This is a genomic window from Amycolatopsis sp. NPDC026612, assembly GCF_040638285.1.
GTDB lineage: Bacteria > Actinomycetota > Actinomycetes > Mycobacteriales > Pseudonocardiaceae > Amycolatopsis.
Genome location: NZ_JBEZYB010000122.1, coordinates 1 through 18,819, shown reverse-complemented (window position 1 = coordinate 18,819; position 18,819 = coordinate 1). Strand labels below are relative to the sequence as shown.

General features: G+C 70.5%; 19 protein-coding genes and 1 pseudogene. 7 read left to right on the top strand and 13 right to left on the bottom strand.

The genetic code is table 11. From position 1 onward, the window contains the following. Positions 1–74: 74 nt before the first annotated feature. A complete protein-coding gene (locus tag AB0F15_RS42680; RefSeq protein ID WP_360283218.1) occupies positions 75–1,616 on the bottom strand; it encodes a M28 family metallopeptidase in 1,542 nt (513 codons plus the stop codon). Between the two features lie 83 nt (positions 1,617–1,699). Between AB0F15_RS42680 and AB0F15_RS42675 the strand changes: the two genes are divergently transcribed. Next, positions 1,700–2,677: an NAD(P)H-quinone oxidoreductase gene (locus tag AB0F15_RS42675; protein WP_360283216.1), complete on the top strand. Its 978-nt coding sequence runs from the start codon at positions 1,700–1,702 to the stop codon at positions 2,675–2,677. Here AB0F15_RS42675 and AB0F15_RS42670 read toward each other — a convergent pair. Then, positions 2,674–3,873, bottom strand: a complete 1,200-nt coding sequence (locus AB0F15_RS42670) for a cysteine desulfurase-like protein (RefSeq protein ID WP_360283214.1) — start codon at positions 3,871–3,873, stop codon at positions 2,674–2,676. The genes AB0F15_RS42675 and AB0F15_RS42670 overlap by 4 nt on opposite strands. Before the next feature lie 134 nt (positions 3,874–4,007). Between AB0F15_RS42670 and AB0F15_RS42665 the strand changes: the two genes are divergently transcribed. Beyond that, positions 4,008–4,589: a bacterial proteasome activator family protein gene (locus AB0F15_RS42665; protein WP_360283212.1), complete on the top strand. Its 582-nt coding sequence runs from the start codon at positions 4,008–4,010 to the stop codon at positions 4,587–4,589. A gap of 81 nt (positions 4,590–4,670) precedes the next feature. Here AB0F15_RS42665 and AB0F15_RS42660 read toward each other — a convergent pair whose 3' ends face one another. From AB0F15_RS42660 to AB0F15_RS42645, 4 genes are read right to left on the bottom strand one after another with little or no spacing between them, the layout of a single operon-like run. Beyond that, positions 4,671–5,822: an epoxide hydrolase family protein gene (locus tag AB0F15_RS42660; protein ID WP_360283210.1), complete on the bottom strand. Its 1,152-nt coding sequence runs from the start codon at positions 5,820–5,822 to the stop codon at positions 4,671–4,673. Positions 5,823–5,864: 42 nt separating this feature from the next. Next, entirely contained in the window at positions 5,865–7,496 is a 1,632-nt protein-coding gene (locus tag AB0F15_RS42655) for a hypothetical protein (RefSeq protein ID WP_360283208.1), read from the bottom strand. 29 nt (positions 7,497–7,525) lie between these two features. After that, positions 7,526–7,963 carry a hypothetical protein gene (locus AB0F15_RS42650; protein ID WP_360283206.1) on the bottom strand — a complete coding sequence of 146 codons (438 nt, stop codon included), beginning with the start codon at positions 7,961–7,963 and terminating at the stop codon, positions 7,526–7,528. A 14-nt stretch (positions 7,964–7,977) separates the two neighbouring features. Beyond that, positions 7,978–8,670, bottom strand: a complete 693-nt coding sequence (locus AB0F15_RS42645) for a hypothetical protein (RefSeq protein ID WP_360283204.1) — start codon at positions 8,668–8,670, stop codon at positions 7,978–7,980. Positions 8,671–8,771: 101 nt separating this feature from the next. On the opposite strand from AB0F15_RS42645, the gene AB0F15_RS42640 reads away from it, so the two are divergent. Further along, a complete protein-coding gene (locus tag AB0F15_RS42640) occupies positions 8,772–9,446 on the top strand; it encodes an acylneuraminate cytidylyltransferase family protein (protein WP_360283202.1) in 675 nt (224 codons plus the stop codon). Here the strand turns inward: AB0F15_RS42640 and neuC are convergent. Then, positions 9,443–10,573, bottom strand: coding sequence for a UDP-N-acetylglucosamine 2-epimerase (gene neuC, locus AB0F15_RS42635; RefSeq protein WP_360283200.1), 1,131 nt, complete (start codon positions 10,571–10,573; stop codon positions 9,443–9,445). The genes AB0F15_RS42640 and neuC overlap by 4 nt on opposite strands. Beyond that, on the bottom strand, positions 10,566–11,591 hold the full coding sequence (locus tag AB0F15_RS42630; protein WP_360283198.1) for an N-acetylneuraminate synthase family protein: 1,026 nt from the start codon (positions 11,589–11,591) through the stop codon (positions 10,566–10,568). Before AB0F15_RS42630 ends, neuC begins: the two co-directional genes overlap by 8 nt. A 125-nt stretch (positions 11,592–11,716) precedes the next feature. Here AB0F15_RS42630 and AB0F15_RS42625 point away from each other — a divergent pair, with 125 nt between their 5' ends. The 3 genes from AB0F15_RS42625 to AB0F15_RS42615 are packed head-to-tail and all read left to right on the top strand — an operon-like array spanning position 11,717 to position 14,394. Continuing rightward, on the top strand, positions 11,717–12,667 hold the full coding sequence (locus tag AB0F15_RS42625; protein WP_360283196.1) for an ABC transporter permease: 951 nt from the start codon (positions 11,717–11,719) through the stop codon (positions 12,665–12,667). A 3-nt stretch (positions 12,668–12,670) separates the two neighbouring features. Further along, entirely contained in the window at positions 12,671–13,486 is an 816-nt protein-coding gene (locus AB0F15_RS42620) for an ABC transporter ATP-binding protein (protein WP_360283194.1), read from the top strand. After that, a complete protein-coding gene (locus AB0F15_RS42615) occupies positions 13,486–14,394 on the top strand; it encodes a glycosyltransferase family 2 protein (RefSeq protein WP_360283192.1) in 909 nt (302 codons plus the stop codon). The genes AB0F15_RS42620 and AB0F15_RS42615 overlap by 1 nt, the downstream gene beginning before the upstream one ends. A gap of 66 nt (positions 14,395–14,460) precedes the next feature. On the opposite strand, the gene AB0F15_RS42610 is transcribed toward AB0F15_RS42615, so the two are convergent. The 4 genes from AB0F15_RS42610 to AB0F15_RS42595 all read right to left on the bottom strand — a co-directional run bounded on the left by AB0F15_RS42610 (position 14,461) and on the right by AB0F15_RS42595 (position 17,885). Beyond that, positions 14,461–15,966 carry a hypothetical protein gene (locus AB0F15_RS42610; RefSeq protein WP_360283190.1) on the bottom strand — a complete coding sequence of 502 codons (1,506 nt, stop codon included), beginning with the start codon at positions 15,964–15,966 and terminating at the stop codon, positions 14,461–14,463. A 10-nt stretch (positions 15,967–15,976) separates the two neighbouring features. Then, the gene (locus AB0F15_RS42605; protein WP_360283188.1) at positions 15,977–16,549 is read right to left on the bottom strand and encodes a DUF3558 domain-containing protein; all 573 of its coding nucleotides are present in this window, start codon (positions 16,547–16,549) and stop codon (positions 15,977–15,979) included. 3 nt (positions 16,550–16,552) lie between these two features. Then, positions 16,553–16,990, bottom strand: a complete 438-nt coding sequence (locus tag AB0F15_RS42600) for a hypothetical protein (protein WP_360283186.1) — start codon at positions 16,988–16,990, stop codon at positions 16,553–16,555. A gap of 130 nt (positions 16,991–17,120) precedes the next feature. Continuing rightward, positions 17,121–17,885: an ESX secretion-associated protein EspG gene (locus AB0F15_RS42595; RefSeq protein ID WP_360283184.1), complete on the bottom strand. Its 765-nt coding sequence runs from the start codon at positions 17,883–17,885 to the stop codon at positions 17,121–17,123. Positions 17,886–18,009: 124 nt separating this feature from the next. Between AB0F15_RS42595 and AB0F15_RS42590 the strand changes: the two genes are divergently transcribed. Further along, the gene (locus AB0F15_RS42590) at positions 18,010–18,255 is read left to right on the top strand and encodes a hypothetical protein (RefSeq protein WP_360283182.1); all 246 of its coding nucleotides are present in this window, start codon (positions 18,010–18,012) and stop codon (positions 18,253–18,255) included. A gap of 54 nt (positions 18,256–18,309) precedes the next feature. Here the strand turns inward: AB0F15_RS42590 and AB0F15_RS42585 are convergent. Then, positions 18,310–18,819 (bottom strand): annotated as a pseudogene (locus AB0F15_RS42585) (glycosyltransferase family 2 protein); the annotation flags it as partial.

Here is an 18,819-nt window from a genome sequence, read left to right as displayed (position 1 = left end):
TGGGTGCCTTACACCCCACCCTTTGGGCCCTGCGTGGCGTACACCCCACCGAAGGCCACATTGGGGCGCTCGGGTCAGGAAGTCAGGGCGTGCGGGTCGCCCGCCACGGCGCGGGCGGAGAAGTTCCGCTGCGCACCGCGCTCGGCGGCCTTCTGCTTGGCCGCCTTCGCCTTGCCGGGCTGGACGCCGTTGACGCTCTCGGTGCTCGTCGCGTAGACGCCGAGGGCCCAGGCGACACCGTCGGCGTTGCGGTCCAGCGCCACGCGGTCGATGTTGCCCAGGTTGTCGCAGGCCTGGTGGTAGCACGGGTCGAACGCGACGCCGGCCGTGCCGCCCCACTTCGCCGCCTGCGCCGGGGTCTTCAGCACCTCGGCGCCGGTGTCCAGGCCGCCGGCCGGGATGCCGACGGCGATGAACTCGCCGTAGTCCGAGCGGCCGGTGAAGTCGGTGCCCTCGAGGGACACGCCGCGCGCGGCCTGCATGAAGTCGACGAAGGTCTTCTCGATCTGCGCCGAGCCGTACGGGCCGGCGCCCGCGCCGACACCGTCGGAGTTGTCACCGTCGTAGGCGAAGTACCCGGCGTTCGGCGAGCCGATCATGTCGAAGTTCAGGTACAGCGCGATGTCGAGCTGCTGCTCGAAGCTCAGCTGGTCGACGTAGTAGGTCGAGCCGATCAGGCCGAACTCCTCCGCGCTCCAGAAGCCGAAGCGGACAGCGTTGTTGACCTTCGGGCTGCTCCCCAGCTGCAGCGCCGTCTCGAGCAGGGTCGCCGATCCGGTGCCGTTGTCGTTGATGCCCGGGCCGGCCGGGACGCTGTCGAGGTGCGACCCGAGCATCACGACGTTGTCCTTGCGCCCGGTCTTGGTCTCGGCGATGACGTTGTAGCTGGTCCGCGCCTCCTGGAAGGCCCGCAGCTCCAGCGTCACGTTCTGCCCGCCGAGCGTGGCCAGCTGCGCCCCCGCGGCCGCCGTCACGCCCCCGGTCGGGATCTTCGCGTTCTCCGGACCCCCCAGGGTCCCGTTCAGGGCGCCGTCGGTGTTGTTGTAGACGATCGCGCCGATCGCGCCCGCCGCCGCGGCGGTCTGCTGCTTCTGCGCGAACGAGCAGCCACCGCGCTTGATCAGCGCGATCTTGCCGACGACGTCCGCGGTGTAGTCGGTGGCCTCACAGCCGCTGGTGTCGTCGACGGCGACCACCGCGAGCGGCGCGGTGATGCCGCCGACCGGCGTCGAGGTCGTGTACTCCATGGCGATGACCGGGACGCTCGCGCCGCCCGCGGTCAGCTTCTCGGCCAGGGTTTGCGAGTAGGTGAACGGGAACTCCTGGCGGGTGACCTGGAAGCCGGCCGCCTCGAGCTTCGTCGCGATGTACTCGGCGGACTTCTTGTGGCCCTCGGTGCTCGCCGCCCGGGTGCCGCCGTTGGTGTCGGCGAACCGCTGGAAGGCGATCAGGTGCCGGTTGACGCCGTTGACGTCGACCTTCTTGACGAGCTGCTTCGCCAGGGCGGGACCTTCGGGGACCGTGTTCGCGGCGGCGGCCGGGGTGAGGCCGAGCACCAGCGTCACGCCGGCGGCCAAGGCCACCGGCGGGAGGAATCTCGTTCGAAAGAGTGACATGGTTGCTCACCTTTGTTCGATATGCGAAGAACGTCAATGCTTCATTCGGCGGGACCTTCACCCGGCGGTATACGGTCGAGCCCATGTACGCGATCACCATCCGTGAACCAGGTGACCCGGACGTTCTCGAGTGGACGGAGGTCGCGGACCCGCGTCCCGGCCCCGGTGAAGTGCTGCTGGAGGTCGCCGCGAGCGCGGCGAACCGCGCGGATCTCCTGCAGCGCCAGGGCCACTACCCGCCGCCGCCCGGTGCGAGCGAAATCATCGGCCTCGAGTGCTCCGGCACGATCGCGGAACTCGGCGAAGGCGTCGAAGGCTGGACGGTCGGCGACGAGGTCTGCGCGCTGCTCTCCGGCGGCGGCTACGCGGAGAAGGTCGTCGTCCCGGCCGGGCAGCTGCTGCCCGTGCCGTCCGAGATCGACCTGCTCACCGCGGCCGCGCTGCCCGAGGTGGCCTGCACGGTGTGGGCGAACGTCGTGATGCACGCGAAGCTCACGGAGGGCGAAGTGCTCCTGGTCCACGGCGGTGCCGGCGGGATCGGCACGCACGCCATCCAGGTGGGCAAGGCGCTCGGCGCGACCGTCGCCGTCACCGCGGGTTCGGCCGACCGGCTCGAAAGCTGCCGCCAGCTCGGTGCCGACATCACCATCAACTACAAGGACGAGGACTTCGTCGAGGTGCTCCGCAAGGAGACCGGCGGCGCGAACGTCATCCTCGACAACATGGGCGCGTCCTACCTGGGCCGCAACGTCGACGCGCTGGCCGCCGACGGCCGGCTGGTCATCATCGGCATGCAGGGCGGGGTCAAGGGCGAGCTGAACGTCGCCACGTTGCTCGGCAAGCGGGCCAGCGTGTTCGCGGCGGGCCTGCGGTTCCGGCCGCTCGAGCAGAAGGCGGCGATCGTCGCCGACGTCCGCGAGCGCCTGTGGCCGCTGGTTTCCGACGGTCTCGTCAAGCCGATCGTCGGCCAGGTCGTGCCGATGGCCGAAGCCGCGTCCGCACACCGGGTCCTGGAAGAGGGCAGCGTGTTCGGCAAGGTCCTGTTGGCGGCGAAGTCTTAACGGAGTTCGTCGAGGACGCGCACGAGCTGGTTGATCTCGAAGACGTTGGAGTAGTGGGCGAGCCCGATCCGCACGGCGCCGCCCACTTCTCCGACGCCGAGTGACGCGAACACGCCGCTCGTGCCGTCGTCGGCGAACGCGCACAAGCCCTGCTTGGCCAGGTACTCGGCGACCTCGGGCGACTTCTTGCCGGCGACGGCGAAGGCGAGCGCGGGAATCCGGCGCATGGCGTTGCCGATGACCATGATGTGCCGCAGCGACAGCAGTTCCGTCGACAGCTGGGCGAGCAGCCCGGCGTGATAGGACTTCGCGGACCCGAGCGAGGTGACCAGGCGCTCGCGCCGCGATCCGGCGGCGGCGTCGTCGAGGCCCGCGAGGTAGTCGATCGATGCGATCAGCCCGGCCAGCAGCGGGTAGGCGTGCGGGCCGAGCTCCAGGCGGGCGGCACCGCGGGCCATCGGGTCGAGCGACGCCGGCTGGATCCGCTCGATCAGCTCGGGGTCGCGGAAGACGAGGGCGCCCACTGAGGGGCCGCCCCAGGCCTGCGCGGACACGACCATGACGTCGGCGCCGAGGGCGTTGATGTCCAGCGGCAGGAACGGCGCGGCGTAGGTGGCGTCGACGACGACGAGCGCGCCGACCCGCTTGGTGAACTCGATGATCGTCGGCACGTCCGGCCGGGTGCCGACGGAACCGGACGCGAGGGTGACGGCGACGGCCTTCGTGCGCGCCGACACGAGCTGCTCGTACTGCCACGCGGGCAGCTCGCAGGTCTCGATGTCGATCTCGCCCCAGCGCACGGTGGCACCGACGCGCTTGGCGGCGCGCAGCCAGGGCGCCACGTTCGCTTGCTCGTCGAGCCTCGACACGACGAGTTCGTCGCCGATGGTCCAGCGCTCGGCGAGCGCGTCGACGAGCCGGCGCAACATCACCGGCGCGCTCGGCCCGAGCACGACGGCAGCCGGGTCGGCACCGACCAGGTCGGCCACGGCCCGGCGGGCCGCGGTCACGATGCTTTCCGCGCGTTGCGAGGCCGGAAACGCTCCGCCCGGCCCGGACACCGGGGCGCGCATCGCCGTGGAAACGGCCGAAGCGACCTGTTCCGGGACCAGCATTCCGGCGGCGCCGTCGAAGTGGATCCAGCCGTCACCCAGCGCGGGAAAGAGCCCACGGATACGAGCGACGTCAAACGCCATGGGGACACCGTACGGACGTGCGGTTTCGCCGTGCGTCCGGGGTTGGGTGGAGAGCCACCGGGAACCCCGGGAGCCGCTACGCTCGGAGACGGACACCCCGTGGGTGTCGCGGAGCGTGTCGAACGCAAGCCAGGATGGAGCACATGACCGAGCCGAACTTCACAGCGGGTGACCCGGGCCAGGAACCTTCACCCCACGTGGTGGTCGTCGGACCGGACGGCACCCCGGTGGGCGCCCACCAGCGGCCGTCCGACGACGCGGAGCACCCCGAGTCCCTCGGCGACCTCGTCGAAGAGCCGGCGAAGGTGATGCGGATCGGCACGATGATCAAGCAGCTGCTGGAGGAGGTTCGCGCGGCCCCGCTGGACGACGCGTCCCGCACGCGGGTGCGCGAGATCCACCAGACGTCGATCCGCGAGCTGGAGAAGGCGCTGGCCCCGGAGCTGCAGGACGAGCTGGAGCGGTTGGTCCGCCCGTTCACGGATGACTCGACGCCGTCGGACGCGGAGCTGCGGATCGCGCAGGCTCAGCTGGTGGGCTGGCTGGAGGGGTTGTTCAGCGGAATCCAGACGGCCCTGTTCGCCCAGCAGATGGCGGCGCGGGTCCAGCTCGAGCAGATGCGGCGCGGGTTGCCGGCCGGCCCTTCGGGTTTGGCGGGGCACGGCCACGGGCCGGAGCACGGACCGGGGATTTCGGGGACCGGGCAGTACCTCTGAGCCCGGCCGAAGGGGTTGTCCACAGACCACGGGGGATGTGGACAACTGCTGTGGACAACTCCGCTTCGGCCGGCTTCGCCCTCAGCGCAGTGCGCGGAAGAACGCACGGATGTCGCCGATCAGGGCGTCCGGTTCCTCCAGCGCCGGGAAGTGGCCGCCGCTGGGGAACTCCGACCAGTGGACGATCTTGTCCGTTCGTTCCGCCAGCGTCCGGATCGGCAGCCCGATGTCGTCCGGGAAGACCGCCACGCCCGTCGGGACCGTGTTCGCCGGGCCCGGTCCGCCCCAGCTGCCTTTCAGGGCCGCGTACAGCCGGCCGGCGGAATTCGCCGTCTGGGTGAACCAGTAGATCGATACGTCGGCCAGGAGGTCGTCGCGGTCGATCAGGTCTTCCGTGGTGTTCGAGAACGAGCGGAACTTCTCCGCGATCCACGCCAGCTGGCCGGCCGGGGAGTCGTGCAGGCCGTACGCCAGCGTCTGGGGCTTCGTCGCCTGGAGCATCGCGTAGGCGGTGCCCTCGCGAGAGAACTTCGTCCCCTTCGCCAGCGAGCGCTGCCCCTTCTCCAGCTCAGGCCCCTCGAGCCCGTCGAGATCCGCTTCGCTGCGGACGACCGCCGACGGCAGCATCGTCACGTGGATGCCCAGCAGCCGCTCCGGGAACTGGATGGCCAGCTCGCGGGAGATCGTCGCGCCCCAGTCGCCGCCGTGGGCGCCGAACCGGGGGTAGCCGAGGCGGGTCATCAGCTCCGCGAACGCGCGGGCGATCCGGTCCGGGCCCCAGTCCGGCGTGGGGGTCGGGCCCGAGAAGCCGTAGCCCGGGATCGACGGGACCACCACCGTCAGCGCGTCCGCCGGGTCGCCGCCGTACGCGCGGGGGTCGGTCAGCGGCCCGATGACGTCCAGGAACTCGACGATCGAGCCCGGCCAGCCGTGTGTGAGCAGCACCGGCGCCGCCGCGGGCTCCTGCGAAACCACGTGCAGGAAGTGGACGTTCGTTCCGTCGATCGTGGTCGTGAACTGCGGGAAGCCGTTGAGGCGTTCCTCCTGCGCCCGCCAGTCGAAGCTCGTGCGCCAGTGCTCGGCCAGCTCACGCACGTAGCCGACGGGCGCGCCGAGCCGCCAGCCGGCGCCGGCCGGCTGGTCGGGCCAGCGGGTGTTCGCCAGCCGCGCCCGGAGGTCGTCGAGGTCGGCCTGCGGGACGTCGATGCGGAACGGCGTGATCTCGGAAGTCATGCTCGAACAGTAGAAGCGATCGAGGACAGCGACGGTCCTCGATCAGCGCCGCGGGCAAATCGTCAGCTCACCCGCAGGCCGGGCGCGGTCGCAGTCGAACCGGCTGCGCACTCCGGCCGCGACGTCGGCAGGCAGCCGGTCCACCGCCAGCCAGGACGGCTGCACCACGAGGTATTCGGCGTCCGTGCGTTCGAGGCAGTCCAGGTTCTCCCGGTAGCTCCGCAGCCCGCGCACCGCCGGGATGTACGTGCCGCGCTGCACGAACACCGGGGCCGGGTAGCGGCAGTTCGCCGGGTTGCCGAAGAAGTACGCCATGTCGCCGAACGCCAGGTAGACCACCGGGGTGTCCGCGCCGATCTGCGCCCGGACCGGCGCGAACAGCCGCTCGTCGAGCCGGGCCGCCGCGACGCGTTCGGAGTTCGTGTAGTCCGCGTGGATCGCGTCGAACGAGTAGGGCGCGCTCGGCCACACCGGCACCACGAACACGGCCGCCGCGCCGAGCACCGCGGCCACCGGCCACGTCCGGCCGCGCTCCTTGAGCGCGAGCAGCACGCCCACGACGACCAGGACCACCAGCACCGCGTAGACGGGCGTTCCGTGCGCCTGGCGCCACTCCGTGCTCGCCGCCGAGACCATCGGTAGCCCGGCGCCGAGCACGACCGCCGGCAGCACCAGCGCCCGGGGTGGGCCGCCGTGCTCGGCGGACCAGCGCACCAGTGCGAGGCCCCCGAGCGCGGCGGCGAACGGCACCAGCGCCGCGAGGTGGTACTGGAACCACTGTCCTTGCAGGACGACGGCCGCGAGCACGACGAGGATCGCGGCCACGGGCAGGAGGAGCCACGCCAGGCGCGCACGCCGTCCCACGGCCAGCCGCACCAGCACGGCGACACTCACCGGGAGCAGAGCGACCATGGGGACGGCCAACGCCTCGTTCACCACGGTCGCGAAGAGCGCCCGCGCGTCGCTCACCGCGAAACCCCGGCTCAGCGGGCTCGCGCCGTTGAGCGTGGACAGCTCGCCGAACCACCGCCACTCCCGCGGCTCGATCAGGACCGACAGCCCGAACAGGGCCAGGCAGAGCGGCGCGCCGAGCACGCCGGTGAGCACCGCGCGCCGCCGGTCGAGCACCGCCACGACGCCGAGCGCGACCACCGCGGTCGGTGCCGTCGTGTACTTGACCAGCACGGTCAGCGCCAGCAGCGCCCCACCGAGCAGGGCGGCGGGCACCGGCCGCCGGACCCGGAGCGCGGCACCGACGCCGCCGGCCGCGAACACCACCGCCAGCCACTCCGGCTGCAGGAAGTCCCAGTTCGGGGCCAGCGCCAGCGCGAGTCCGGTCGCCGCGGCGACGGCCGTCGCCTCACCGGCCGGGCGGTACCGCACCAGGCCCGCGCGCAGCAGCAGCGACACCAGGAGGACGACGACGAGCGCCAGCACCCGCACGACGGCCTCCCGGGCGGGAACCGGCAGCGAGCTCCCGGCGTCGCCGAGCGCCAGCACCAGCCGGTAGGCCATCGGCCGGTGCACGAAGACCTCGGACGGCGACAGCCCGGCGCGGCCGGCCGTCTGGAGCGTGCCGAGGACGAACCGGACGTCGTGGTTGAGCCCGGTCCAGGCGATCGTCAGCGCCAGCGGGACCAGGACCAGCGGCCACGCCCAACGGGCCCGCCGCACCCCGGCGGGCCTCGCGGTGTCGACGAGGCTCAGCCGGCCACCTCGCGCTTTGCCGAGAAGTCCTCTTCCAGGCGGGCCAACCGCTCTTCGTACTTGGAGATCGCGGCGAGCCGCGCCCGGATGCGGGCGTGCTCGGCGCGGACCTCGTCGGCCTCGTCCGGCGAGTACTCGAGCCGCTCCGCCGGCCGGGCCGCGGAGCCCGGCCGTTCGACGGCGGCGACGCGCGCTTCCAGGGCGGCGAGGTGCGGCGCCAGGCGGCGTTGCTCGTCGTAGAGCCACTTCACGTGGCCGTCGAGCTCCTGGGTGGCCCGTTCGACGTCCTGGCGGAGCGCGGCGATTTCCGCGTTCAGCCGGTCGATTCCGGGCTGCAGCCGGTCGGTCGCGATCTGCTCGATCCGCGGCCGCAGCCTCGCCATCACCGGTCGCCAGGCCATGCCGGCGAGCGCTTTCGCCCGTGGAACCACCACTCCGCGAATGTCACTCACTGTATGATCTCGATTCTTCCGGAGTCACGCCAAGTGCTCAGCAGCTTCGATTCCGCGTGGAGCCGGTGTTCCGCCGTCACCCCGACCTTGTCGCCCCAGGCGTGCTCGAAGTCCGTCTGGTCCGGTCGTTCGAGGATCGAGACGCCGGTGAGGCGCACCAGCGCCTGCGGGAAGAGCTGCTTGCACAGGTACGTCACCAGCGTGCCGGTCGTGGCCCAGACGTGCTCGTCCACCGACAGTCCCAGGAGCTTCGACAGCGGCAGCACGAACTTCCGGTTCGAAATCGGCACGAAGCCCAGGTCCACGGGCCACCAGTCGGGCAGCGTCTCGGGCTCCCAGAACAGCCGGCCCGGCTCCGCGAGCAGGTAGAGGCGCGAGGTGTAGTCGGCGAACGTGTACGGCGAGACGACGACCCCGCGGTGGATCACCACGACGTCGGTGCGGCGGCCGTAGGCAGGCTCGGCGTCCGGCTCGTCCAGCGCGAACGTCGTCATGCGGAAGACGAGGTCGCTGCCGTCGATCAGCGCGGCGCGCGCGGCGTCGGGCGCCATCGGCGCGTTCCCCACCACCGCGATCGTCTCGACGCGCTGACCGCGGGCGTAGGCGAGCAGGAGGTCCCGGAGCATGCGGCCGTTGTCACCTTCGTCGAGCTGCTCGGACGCCTCGCCCGCGAACTGAGTCCGATTCATCGCTCCCCCATGGCATCGGTGACCGGGGCCGCCGTCAGGGGGCAGCCGAGCAGACGGACAATAGCCGACAGACCACTGTCGTTACCCGGAAGGGGTCCTCTGTGACCGCGCTGGCCATCGTCCCGGCGAGGGGCGGCTCCGTGGGGCTGCCGGGCAAGAACCTGGCGCTCTTCCGGGGCCGTCCCCTGGTCGCGCACACCGTCCACACCGCCGTCGCGGCCGGGATCGCCGACGTCGTCGTCACCACCGACGACGCCGGGATCGCCGCCGCGGCGAAGGCGGAGGGAGCCCGGGTCGTCGAACGGCCCGCCCACCTCGCGGAGGCGACGAGCCGGACCCTGCCCGCGGTCACGCACGCGATTGACTCGCTGGGCGTCCCCGATTCGACGCTCGTCCTGCTGCTCCAGCCCACTTCGCCGTTGCGGACGGCCGAAGACATCACCGAGTGCCTCGAGATCCACGCGGACCGGCCGACCGGCTCGGTCGTGCAGATGTGCCGCTCGACCGATCACCACCCGCTCAAGGTGTGCCTGGAGACGCCGGAAGGGGGGATCGCCCCGGTCCGGGACTGGGCCGACCTCGAGGCGCCCCGGCAGACGCTGCCCGTCGTGCTGCGCCCCACCGGCGGGATCTACCTCGTCCGCGCCGGCGACCTCCGCCGGCACGAACGGTTCTTCATCCCCGAGGTGCGGCCCCAGTTCGTGCCGGTCGAGCGGGCGATCGACATCGATTCCGCCGCGGACCTCGTCCTGGCCGAACAGCACGCGGCCGGCTAACGATCCACGAAGGCCTTGTAGAGCGAAGGCCGCCAGATCTCCTCGCCCTCGAGGAGATCGATGATCCGGCGGTGGGCTCCCGGCTCGCCGAACTCGGTGTGCGGCGCGCACCGGCCCATGGCGCGGGCCTTGCCGATCCCGGCCGTCACGGCTTCGGCGGTCGGTTCGACCGCCAGCACGCTGGGCGCCATCGCCCGGTTGCGCTGCCGGGTGCCGACGGTGACCGACGGGGTGCCCAGCACGGGCGCCTCCCGCACGCCGGCGCTCGAGTTGCCCAGCACCACGGCGGCGTTCTTCATCAAGGTGACGAAGTACTCGAACCGCATCGACGGCAGGCGCACGAACCGGGGGCCCTCGAGCCGGTCGAGTTCGCTCCTGATCTCGCGGCAGCCTTCGTCGTTGTTCGGGTCGATGACAACCCAGTTGCCCTCGGTGAGCACGGCATCGACCACGGCCGCCGCATTGCGCCGGTTCTGGTCGCGCTCGGTCGTCACCGGGTGCAGGGCGAGCAGCCCGTAGTCGGTAAAGGGGATCTCGTAGTGGCGCCGGACCTCGTCGAGGTCGGGCAGCCGCGCCGACGTCAGGACGTCCACCTCGGGACTGCCGACGACGAAGATCCGGTCCTCCTCCTCGCCGAGCTGCAGCAGCCGGCGCCGCGCCCGCTCGTTGGCGACCAGGTGCACGTGGGCGTGCTTCGACAGCGAGTGCCGGATGACGTCGTCGATCGTGCCGCTGACCTCGCCGCCTTCGATGTGCACGACCCGCACGTTCGCGAGCGACCCGACGATGGCGCCGGCGAGCGCCTCGACCCGGTCGCCGTGCACGACGATCGCGGCGGGCTGCTCCTCGTGCACCAGCCTGGCCAGCGCCTGGACGGTGTTGGCCAGCACGAGCGCCATCGGCTCGTCCTCGATCTGGTTCGGGATCAGGTGCAGCCGCTCCAGCCCGGCCAGCTCGATCTCCCGCACCGTGTAGCCGTAGCTGCGGAGCATGTGCATGCCGGTGACCACGATGCGCGCGGACAGCACCGAGCTCCGCTGCACGGCGAGCATGACGTCCCGCAGCTTCCCGAAGTCGGCGCGGGTGCCGGTGAGGAACAGGACCTCACGCCGGCCGGCCTCAGCCAAGGTCCGCCCAGCTCACCTGCGTGTTCGCGGGCAGCGCCCGCGTGACGGCCCGGCCGAGCAGGCCCTCGTAGTCCTTCGCCTTGATCTCCCCGGTGCCCGGGCGCTTGACCCAGATGTTCTCGGTGCTCAGCGTCTCGCCCTCGGCGACGTCCTTGGTGGTGACGACGCAGGCGTAGGCGAAGTCGATCGTCGGCTGTTCCTCGGCCAGGATCTGCTTCGACCCGCCGCGGGCCGCGTGGATCAGGCGCGACCCCTCGACGAGCTGCTTGAACTCCGCCGGCGTCGAGGAGACCGGGATGTCCGGGCCCGGCCAGCTCATGTCGGACGTGAAGTGCCGTTCGAGCACCGAAGCGCCGAGCGCGACCGCGCCCAGGCACGGGTAGATCGTGGTGGTGTGGTCGGAAAGCCCGAGTTCGGCGTCCGGGAAGGCCGCGTGCAGCTCGGCGAGGGCGCCGAGACGCACCTGCTCCGGCGGCGTCGGGTACAGCGACGTGCAGTGCAGCAGCGCGAACCCGACGCCCGCCGCGCGCAGGATCTCGACGGCCGGGGTGATGGAGGCGACGTCGTTCATCCCGGTGGAGAGGATGACGGGCTTGCCGAACGAGGCCACGTGCCGGATCAGCGGGTAGTTGTTGCACTCCCCCGAACCGATCTTGAACCCGGCGACGTCCAGCTCGGCCAGCCGGTCCGCGGCCGCGCGGGAGAACGGCGTCGACAGGAAGACGAGCCCGCGCTCCTCGGCGTGCGCCTTGATCTCCCGCTCGTCCTCGGCGGTGAGTGCGACGCGGTTCATCATGTCCCAGATCGGCTCGTCGGCGTTGCCGGGCACGACGTCGTTCGGGATCATCTCGTCGTCGACCACGTGGGTCTGGATCTTGACGACCTGGACGCCGGCGTCCGCGGCGTCGTCGACCATCTTGTGCGCCTTCTTGGGGTCGCCTTCGTGGTTGATCCCGATCTCGGCGATCACGAGAGGGGGGTGGTCGGCACCGACCGGGTGCTCGCCGAGCATGAACATGGAAACCTCCGGGTCGCTGCGGGGCTGCGGTCCGTCCCCGACCCTATCCCCCGAGGCGCGCCGGGGCCGGTCCCGCCCCAGTGCCCTGTCAAGGGCGCCGGGCCTCCATCGGTACCCTCGTCCACGTGCATGCCACCAGCACGGTTCAGGCCGCGGACTCACCCGTAGCGATGTCGGCTCCCCCGACGTCGGACAGCAAGACGTTCGCGCGTGCCTTCGCCGACATCAAGGCCGGTTTCCGCGCCCGCGAGCTGTGGGGTCACCTCGGCTGGCAGGACATCAAGCAGCGCTACCGCCGCTCGGTGATCGGGCCCTTCTGGATCACGATCAGCCAAGCCGTCCTCGCCGTCGGGCTCGGGCTGCTGTACTCGCAGCTGTTCAAGCTGCCGGTCGAGGTGTTCCTCCCGTACATCTCCACGGGCTTCATCATCTGGGGCTTCATCCAAGGCTGCCTGTCCGAGGGCATGGAGACGTTCATCGCCAACGAGGGGCTGATCAAGCAGCTCCCGGCCCCGCTGAGCGTGTACATGCTGCGCACGGTGTGGCGGCAGACGCTGATGCTGGTCCACAACATGATCGTCTACGTGGCCGTGCTGGCGATCTTCTTCGGCGCGCTCAGCCACCAGTACTCGCTGCTGGGCGACGGGAAGTGCGTCACCGGCCACATCTGCCACCCGGGTCTCAGCTGGACCATGCTGCTGGCCATCCCGGGGTTCCTGCTGCTGGCGCTGAACGCCGCCTGGGTGACGCTGCTGTTCGGCATCATCTCGACCCGCTTCCGCGACATCCCGCAGGTCGTCAACTCGCTGATCCAGCTGCTGTTCTACGGCACGCCGATCGTGTGGCCGGTGGACCAGCTGATGACCGGCGGAACCCGCGAAGGCGCGTCCTGGATCCTGCCGATCGTCAAGGCGAACCCGCTCTACCACTTCATGCAGGTGGTTCGCGCACCGCTGCTCGGCCAGGAGTTCAGTGTCGAAAACTGGATCGTGGTCGGTGCCATCACCGTCGTCGGGTGGGCGCTCGCGCTCGTCGCGATGCGCAACTACCGTGCCCGCGTCTCCTATTGGGTGTGACAAATGGTCAGCATTGACGTCCACAACGCCTTCGTCGACTTCCCGATCTTCGACGCGAAGACCCGGTCGATGAAGAAGAAGGTCCTCGGCAAGGTCGGCGGCAAGATCGGCACCGACACCAAGGTCCCGATCATCGAAGCACTGCACGACGTGACCCTGAACCTCCGCGAGGGCGACCGCGTCGGCCTGGTCGGGCACAACGGCGCCGGCAAGTCCACGCTCCTGCGGCTGCTGGCCGGGATCTACGAGCCGACCCGCGGGTCGTCGCGGATCCAGGGGAAGATCGCGCCGGTCTTCGACCTCGGCGTCGGCATGGACCCGGAGATCTCCGGCGAAGAGAACATCATCATCCGCGGCCTCTTCCTCGGCATGACCGCCAAGGAGATGGAGAAGCGGGTCGACGACATCGCGGAGTTCACCGAGCTCGGCGACTACCTGCAGATGCCGCTGCGGACGTACTCGACCGGCATGCGCGTGCGGCTGGCGCTGGGCGTCGTCACGTCGATCGACCCCGAGATCCTGATCTTGGACGAGGGCATCGGCGCGGTCGACGCGGCGTTCCTCAACAAGGCGAAAGACCGGCTCAAGGACCTCGTGAAGCGCTCCGGCATCCTGGTGTTCGCCAGCCACTCGGACGAGTTCCTGTTCGAGCTGTGCGACTCGGCGCTCTGGATGGACGAAGGGCACGTGAAGCAACGCGGTTCGCTGCGAGACGTCCTCACGTCGTACAAGGGGCGTGACCCCTTCGAGAACATGAGCCAGGAAACCCTGGACCGCTTCGGCATCGAGCCGGTGGCGACGACGAACGGCGGGGAATGATGGCGAGCGAGACCCGGCAGCTACCCGATGGCGCGGTCGTCGGCGTGGTCGTCACGCGGCACCGTCGTGAGCTGCTCGCGGACTCGCTGAAGGTCATCGCGGCCCAGACCCGCCCGGTCGACCACCTGGTGGTGGTCGACAACGGCCCGGACGACTCCGCGCGCGAAGTCGTCGAGAGCTACCCGCTGCCGTACACGTACCTGCCGTCGCACCGGAACCTCGGCGGTGCCGGCGGGTTCGCGCTGGGCATGCTGCACGCGCTCTCGCTGGGCGCGGACTGGGTCTGGCTGGCCGACGACGACGGGCGCCCGGCCGACGAGAACGTGCTGGCGATCCTGCTGGCGGAAGCGGAAAAACGGAACCTGGCGGAGATTTCGCCGGTGGTGTCGAACATCGACGCGCCGGACAAGCTGGCGTTCCCGCTGCGCCGCGGCCTCACCTGGAAGCGATCACAGTCCGAACTGGGCGTGGACTTCCTGCCCGGCATCGCCTCGCTGATGAACGGCGCCCTGTTCCGGGCGTCCACTTTGGACGTCGTCGGCGTGCCGGACCTGCGCTTGTTCTTCCGCGGCGACGAGGTCGAGCTGCACCGGCGGCTGGTCCGCTCGGGGCTGCCGTTCGGCACGTCGCTCAAGACGAAGTACCTGCACCCGGACGGCTCGGACGAGTTCAAGCCCATGCTGGGCGGCAAGTTCCACGCGCAGGACCCGGAAAACGAGGTCAAGCGCTACTACACCTACCGCAACCGCGGGTACCTGTTGTCCCAGCCGGGAATGCGGAAGATCGGCGCGCTGGAGATCGTCCGGTTCGGCCTGTACTTCGTGGGCGTGAAGCGGGACCCGAAGGCGTTCCTGCAGTGGCTGAAGCTGGTGCGGCAGGGCCGCGCGGAGAAGTTCTACCGCTACTGAGACGACCGAACCGAAAGGGCCCCCGCCAACCAGCGGGGGCCCGTTCGGTTCGGTCGTCTTGCCGCCTTATTCGCCGATGACCGGCGGAGCGGTGCGCAGGTCGGTGCCGAAGACCTCGTCGGGGTCACCCTCGACCAGGTAGGTCGGGCGCGAGTGCTCCGTGTCCTCGTCGCCTTCGCCCTTCTGGCCACGACCCATGCCGCCGCCACCGGGCCCCATGCCGCCACGGCCACCGGCACCCGCACCGAGGCCGCCCATACCGCGTCCGGCGGCCGCTTCGGCCGCACCGATCCCGCCCGGCCGGGCCGCACCGGACGCGGCGCCCGCGCCCGTCGCGTTGCCGGCACCCGAGCCGCCGGGGCCGAAGCCGCCGCCACCGCGCCCGCTGCCGCTACCACCACCGCCGCCGACCTTGGAGTTGTAGGCCTCGTCGCCACCGAAGTTCATCCCGCCCATCGGCATCGGGCTCATCGGCGGCATCCCCCCGAACTGCTGGTTCGGGTTCGACGTCGAGGGGCCCGAGATCGAGCTGGGCGTGAAGCTGGACGGCGTGGTGCCGCCGGCGGGCACGAACCCCGACCCGGTGGTCGAGCCGGGCCCGGAGAAGTGCGCGGCCGCACCACCCGCGCCCGGAACGGCGGCCCCGGACCCGAATCCTTGAACGTGGGCGTTGCCTCCGGGCATGGTCACCGAGCCGGGGCCCGGAATGTTCACGCCGGACGGGTTGTTGATGCCCGTCTTGTCGCCGGTCCCGTTGGGGTCACCAGTGCCACCACCGGTGCTGAAACTCGGCGGCGGTGCGAAGGCGGGCTGCTTCGACGCGGCCTCGTAGAGGTTCTTGTCGTACGTCGACATGACGCTCGCGGCCTCGTCGTGCGCAGCTTGGCTGTCCTTCTGCTTCTGGAGGGACTTGTCGACGTTGTCGGCCAGGTTGAGCGGGTTCGACGTCGCCCAGTCCTTGAACTCGTCCTTCCAGCTGAACGGAATGGGGGCCGGCATGGAGTTCTTCGCCGTGGCGGCGGCCTGCCCCTGGTCGTAGATGGTCTCCGAGGCCAGCTTCGCGTTCTGCGAGTTCGCGTCGGACCACTTGCTCAGGCTGGTGAAGTACTGCTGCGCGTTCTCGGCCGCGCCGCCTTCCCAGGTGCCCTTGGAGGCGTTGACGGCGGTGTTCATCGACTGGGCGAACTTGTCGAAGACCTGGTGCACGTCGTGGTACGCGGTCGAAAGCTCCGAAACCTGTTCGACGTTCAGGTTGGTGTCCAGATACCCCTGGAGCTGGGTGTGGTCGCTGCCCTTGTAGTCCGCGCTCGACGGGTTCAGGCCCTGCACGTACTCGACATCGCGGCCCTGGGTGGCTTCCTTGACGTTCTTGTCGCCCATCTGCTGGGCCTGGTTCTTCGCCCGGGCCTGGGCCATCCACTGCTGCACCGCCCCGAACAACCAGTTGCCCGGGTCGACCCCTTCTTCGGCCTTCTGCTGGAGGTAGGCGTCGCGCTCGGCGGGCGCCATGTCCTGGACCTGCTGGGGCGTCTTGTCTTCGGTCTTCGGCCGCGGTCCCTGTCGCGTGGTCATCTGGGTTCCCCTATCCCTTCGGCAGCCGCGGTTCGACGGCCTTCGCGACCGCCTCGGCGACCTGGCAGGCCTGGTCCGCCGATTCGGCACCGGTCACCGCCACATCCACCCGTGACGAATCACCCACCGGCAGGGCGAGCGTGCAGGCCGCCACGGACGCACCACCCGGCGCCTCCTTCGCCTTCCGGCCGTTGACGTCCTTGTCGACCACGCCGCCGCCGGTGTCGTTGACCTGTGCGACGGATGCGGTGTCGCGGACGTTGACGGCGATCACCTTGGCGTTTTCACTCGCCGAGGCGATCTTCTGCTGGTACCTGCAGGTTCGCACTCCGGCTACGTTGCCTTGCTTTGGCTCGTTGAACTCGCCGTAGCCGCTGACGTCGCTCGCTTCCAGCAGCGTGCACGCATCGGTGATCGACTGGGCCCCGCCGCCCCCTGAAGAGGGGCTTTCCGGGGCTCCCGACTGACCGGCCGGGGACGACTGGGCGGGTGACGCCGTTCCCCCTTGCGTGGTGGTGCACCCGGCGAGCAGCGCGCCACCGGCCACGAGAGGGAGGAGAACCCGAACGAGAAGTTTCGTCATCCCTCAAGCCTGCTTGGTCTGAAGTGCGGAGAAGGCCTGGCTCTCGGTTTCCTTGTAGAGGCCGGCGGCACGAGCGAGCGCCTCGTCTGCCTGCTGCGCGACCCGCCTGAGCTGCTCCAGAACCTCAGTCGCTTTACCTGCGGCCGTCGAGTCGTGCTTGGCGACGGCGTGACCGTACGGGTGGTCGCCGAGTTGCGGGGTCTGGTCCAGCAGAAAGCTCGTGGCCTGCACGTCGGTGAGGCCGTTGATGAGCTCGGTGAGCGAATCCCGGATCGGCTTGACACCCTCGGGCGTGATCTTGAACCCGCCGCCCTTGGCCGCGTCGACCAGCTTTTGGGTCTCGGCCGTGACCGCCTGCACCGCGGCGCCCATCCCGGCCGAGGAGAGCGGGTTGACGATGTCCGCGATCGAGCCGCCGCCCCCGCCGTCAGCCATCTGCATCGCTGTTCCACCCCGAATCGCTTCGCCCGTGCGTGTGCACCCGGAAGTCTACTAGCCGGGCACCCAGCGCAACTGCCGTTCACCGATCTCCACTTCGGACGCATCGGCGGCGCGGCCGGTTCCCCGACGGTCAGAACTGGCCCTCGAGCTGGGCATACAGCTGCTGGGCCAGCCGCGCGTTGTCGGCCGGGGCGTAGGTGATCCAGCGCTGGCCGTCGGCGGCCGCGCGGGACGACATCAGCCAGCGGCCCGCCGGGGTGTCGAACCAGGCCAGTGGCGGGAACGTGCCGCCGCGGGTCTGGGCGGTGAACTGGCCGATGCGCTTCTTCGGTTCCTGGAAGACGCGCTCGATCATCCGGACCTGGGGACCGCTGCCGCCGCTGTGGGAGCGCGGGCCGGTGACGCCGGCGAAGGGGTCGTACGCGTCTTCGCGGCGCTGGTGGCGGGGCTGGGCCGGCGGCCGGGAGATGGTCACCGACTGGCCGGGCGCGGCCGGCGTCAGCGGGAGCAGGTCGACGATCGCCGGCACGATGCCGGTCGGGCGGACCTCCTCGAAGACGATGAGGTTCTCCTCCTGGTGGGCGAGCACCGCGAACTGGCCGTCGGAGGCGACGCGGGCGAACAGGTGCCGGTCGCCCAGCTCGGCGGCCGCGCTGATGGTCACGCTGCCCCGGACGAACGTGGCCAGCGCCAGCTCGGCGTCCGGGTCGAGGCGGCCGCGGCTCCACAGCCCGCGGCCGGTCAGGTCGCGGACCACGGCGTTGCGGATCATCGCGCGCTGCTCGACGGTCGTGCCGACGTGCGGGACCTCGAACGGCGTCGGCGCGCGGCCGAGCCGGAGCTGTTCGAGCAGGATGTCCACCGCTGCCAGCGACAGCGAGAACGAGTGAGGCATCGCTTCCGTCCCCCCGGGGTGCTTCCGGACTTCGGGAAAACGGTAGTCCACGGCCCCCGGCCGGCTGGTGCGCCCTCAGCGAACTCCCTTGCCGCGCGAAGATCACCGCTGGTCCGATGGACGCATGGCTGACTCGAAACCCGCACTCGTGCTGCACCTGGCCACCGGCGGCGAACCGCTGCTGTTCGCGCTGACCACCGAAGAATCCGGCAAGCTGGCGGACAAGCTCACCCAGTTCGTGCGTGCCGGCGGGGTCGAACCGGTGACCACCAAGGACGACAAGGTGGTCGCGATCAACTTCGCCCACGTCGCCGCCGCCTACATCGACGACCTCACCCGGAAGAGCACGGTGTTCGGCATGCACTCCTGACGCGCGAAGGCCGCCTCACGACGAGCGTGAGACGGCCTTCGCGAAAGCCCTCGATCAGAGCTTGTACAGGCGCTTCCAGTTCTCCCGCGAGGTGAGCTCCGGCATGGCGCGCTTGTACTGCTCCTGCACCGCCGCGCCTTCCTTGCGCAGCCGCTGGACGACCTTCGCGCCCTGCTTGGCCAGCGCGAACATCTTCACGCGGTCGTAGGACCGGACGCGGACGCCTTCCTGGCTCGCGTCGGTGACCACCGCCGTGTCGAACAGCGCGATGTGCCACCAGTTCGCCTCGTCGATCGGCACCGCGCCGAGCCCGAACCGGCTGCGGCCGAGCACCCGGTCGAGGACGCGCTTGATCAGCACCAGCCGCTGCATGCTGGGCCGCGGCGCGCTGTTGATGATGCCGATGTCGTTGGACGCGATCCCCGGGACGTCGGTCGCCTTGTGGCGCTTGGTCTCCGGGTACTCGTCACGGATGCGGCGGATCTCCTTCATCGCCTCGACCCCGCCGTCACGCAGGACCTCCGGCCCCTGCAGGAAGTCCTCCACCGCCTTGATCAACGTCGC

Coding starts and splice junctions, on each gene's coding strand:
- AB0F15_RS42680 (WP_360283218.1), bottom strand. CDS start 1,616: ATGTCACTCTTTCGAACGAGATTCCTCCCGCCGGTGGCCTTGGCCGCC.
- AB0F15_RS42675 (WP_360283216.1), top strand. CDS start 1,700: ATGTACGCGATCACCATCCGTGAACCAGGTGACCCGGACGTTCTCGAG.
- AB0F15_RS42670 (WP_360283214.1), bottom strand. CDS start 3,873: ATGGCGTTTGACGTCGCTCGTATCCGTGGGCTCTTTCCCGCGCTGGGT.
- AB0F15_RS42665 (WP_360283212.1), top strand. CDS start 4,008: ATGGAGCACATGACCGAGCCGAACTTCACAGCGGGTGACCCGGGCCAG.
- AB0F15_RS42660 (WP_360283210.1), bottom strand. CDS start 5,822: ATGACTTCCGAGATCACGCCGTTCCGCATCGACGTCCCGCAGGCCGAC.
- AB0F15_RS42645 (WP_360283204.1), bottom strand. CDS start 8,670: ATGAATCGGACTCAGTTCGCGGGCGAGGCGTCCGAGCAGCTCGACGAA.
- AB0F15_RS42630 (WP_360283198.1), bottom strand. CDS start 11,591: ATGTTCATGCTCGGCGAGCACCCGGTCGGTGCCGACCACCCCCCTCTC.
- AB0F15_RS42620 (WP_360283194.1), top strand. CDS start 12,671: ATGGTCAGCATTGACGTCCACAACGCCTTCGTCGACTTCCCGATCTTC.
- AB0F15_RS42615 (WP_360283192.1), top strand. CDS start 13,486: ATGGCGAGCGAGACCCGGCAGCTACCCGATGGCGCGGTCGTCGGCGTG.
- AB0F15_RS42610 (WP_360283190.1), bottom strand. CDS start 15,966: ATGACCACGCGACAGGGACCGCGGCCGAAGACCGAAGACAAGACGCCC.
- AB0F15_RS42605 (WP_360283188.1), bottom strand. CDS start 16,549: ATGACGAAACTTCTCGTTCGGGTTCTCCTCCCTCTCGTGGCCGGTGGC.
- AB0F15_RS42600 (WP_360283186.1), bottom strand. CDS start 16,990: ATGCAGATGGCTGACGGCGGGGGCGGCGGCTCGATCGCGGACATCGTC.
- AB0F15_RS42595 (WP_360283184.1), bottom strand. CDS start 17,885: ATGCCTCACTCGTTCTCGCTGTCGCTGGCAGCGGTGGACATCCTGCTC.
- AB0F15_RS42590 (WP_360283182.1), top strand. CDS start 18,010: ATGGCTGACTCGAAACCCGCACTCGTGCTGCACCTGGCCACCGGCGGC.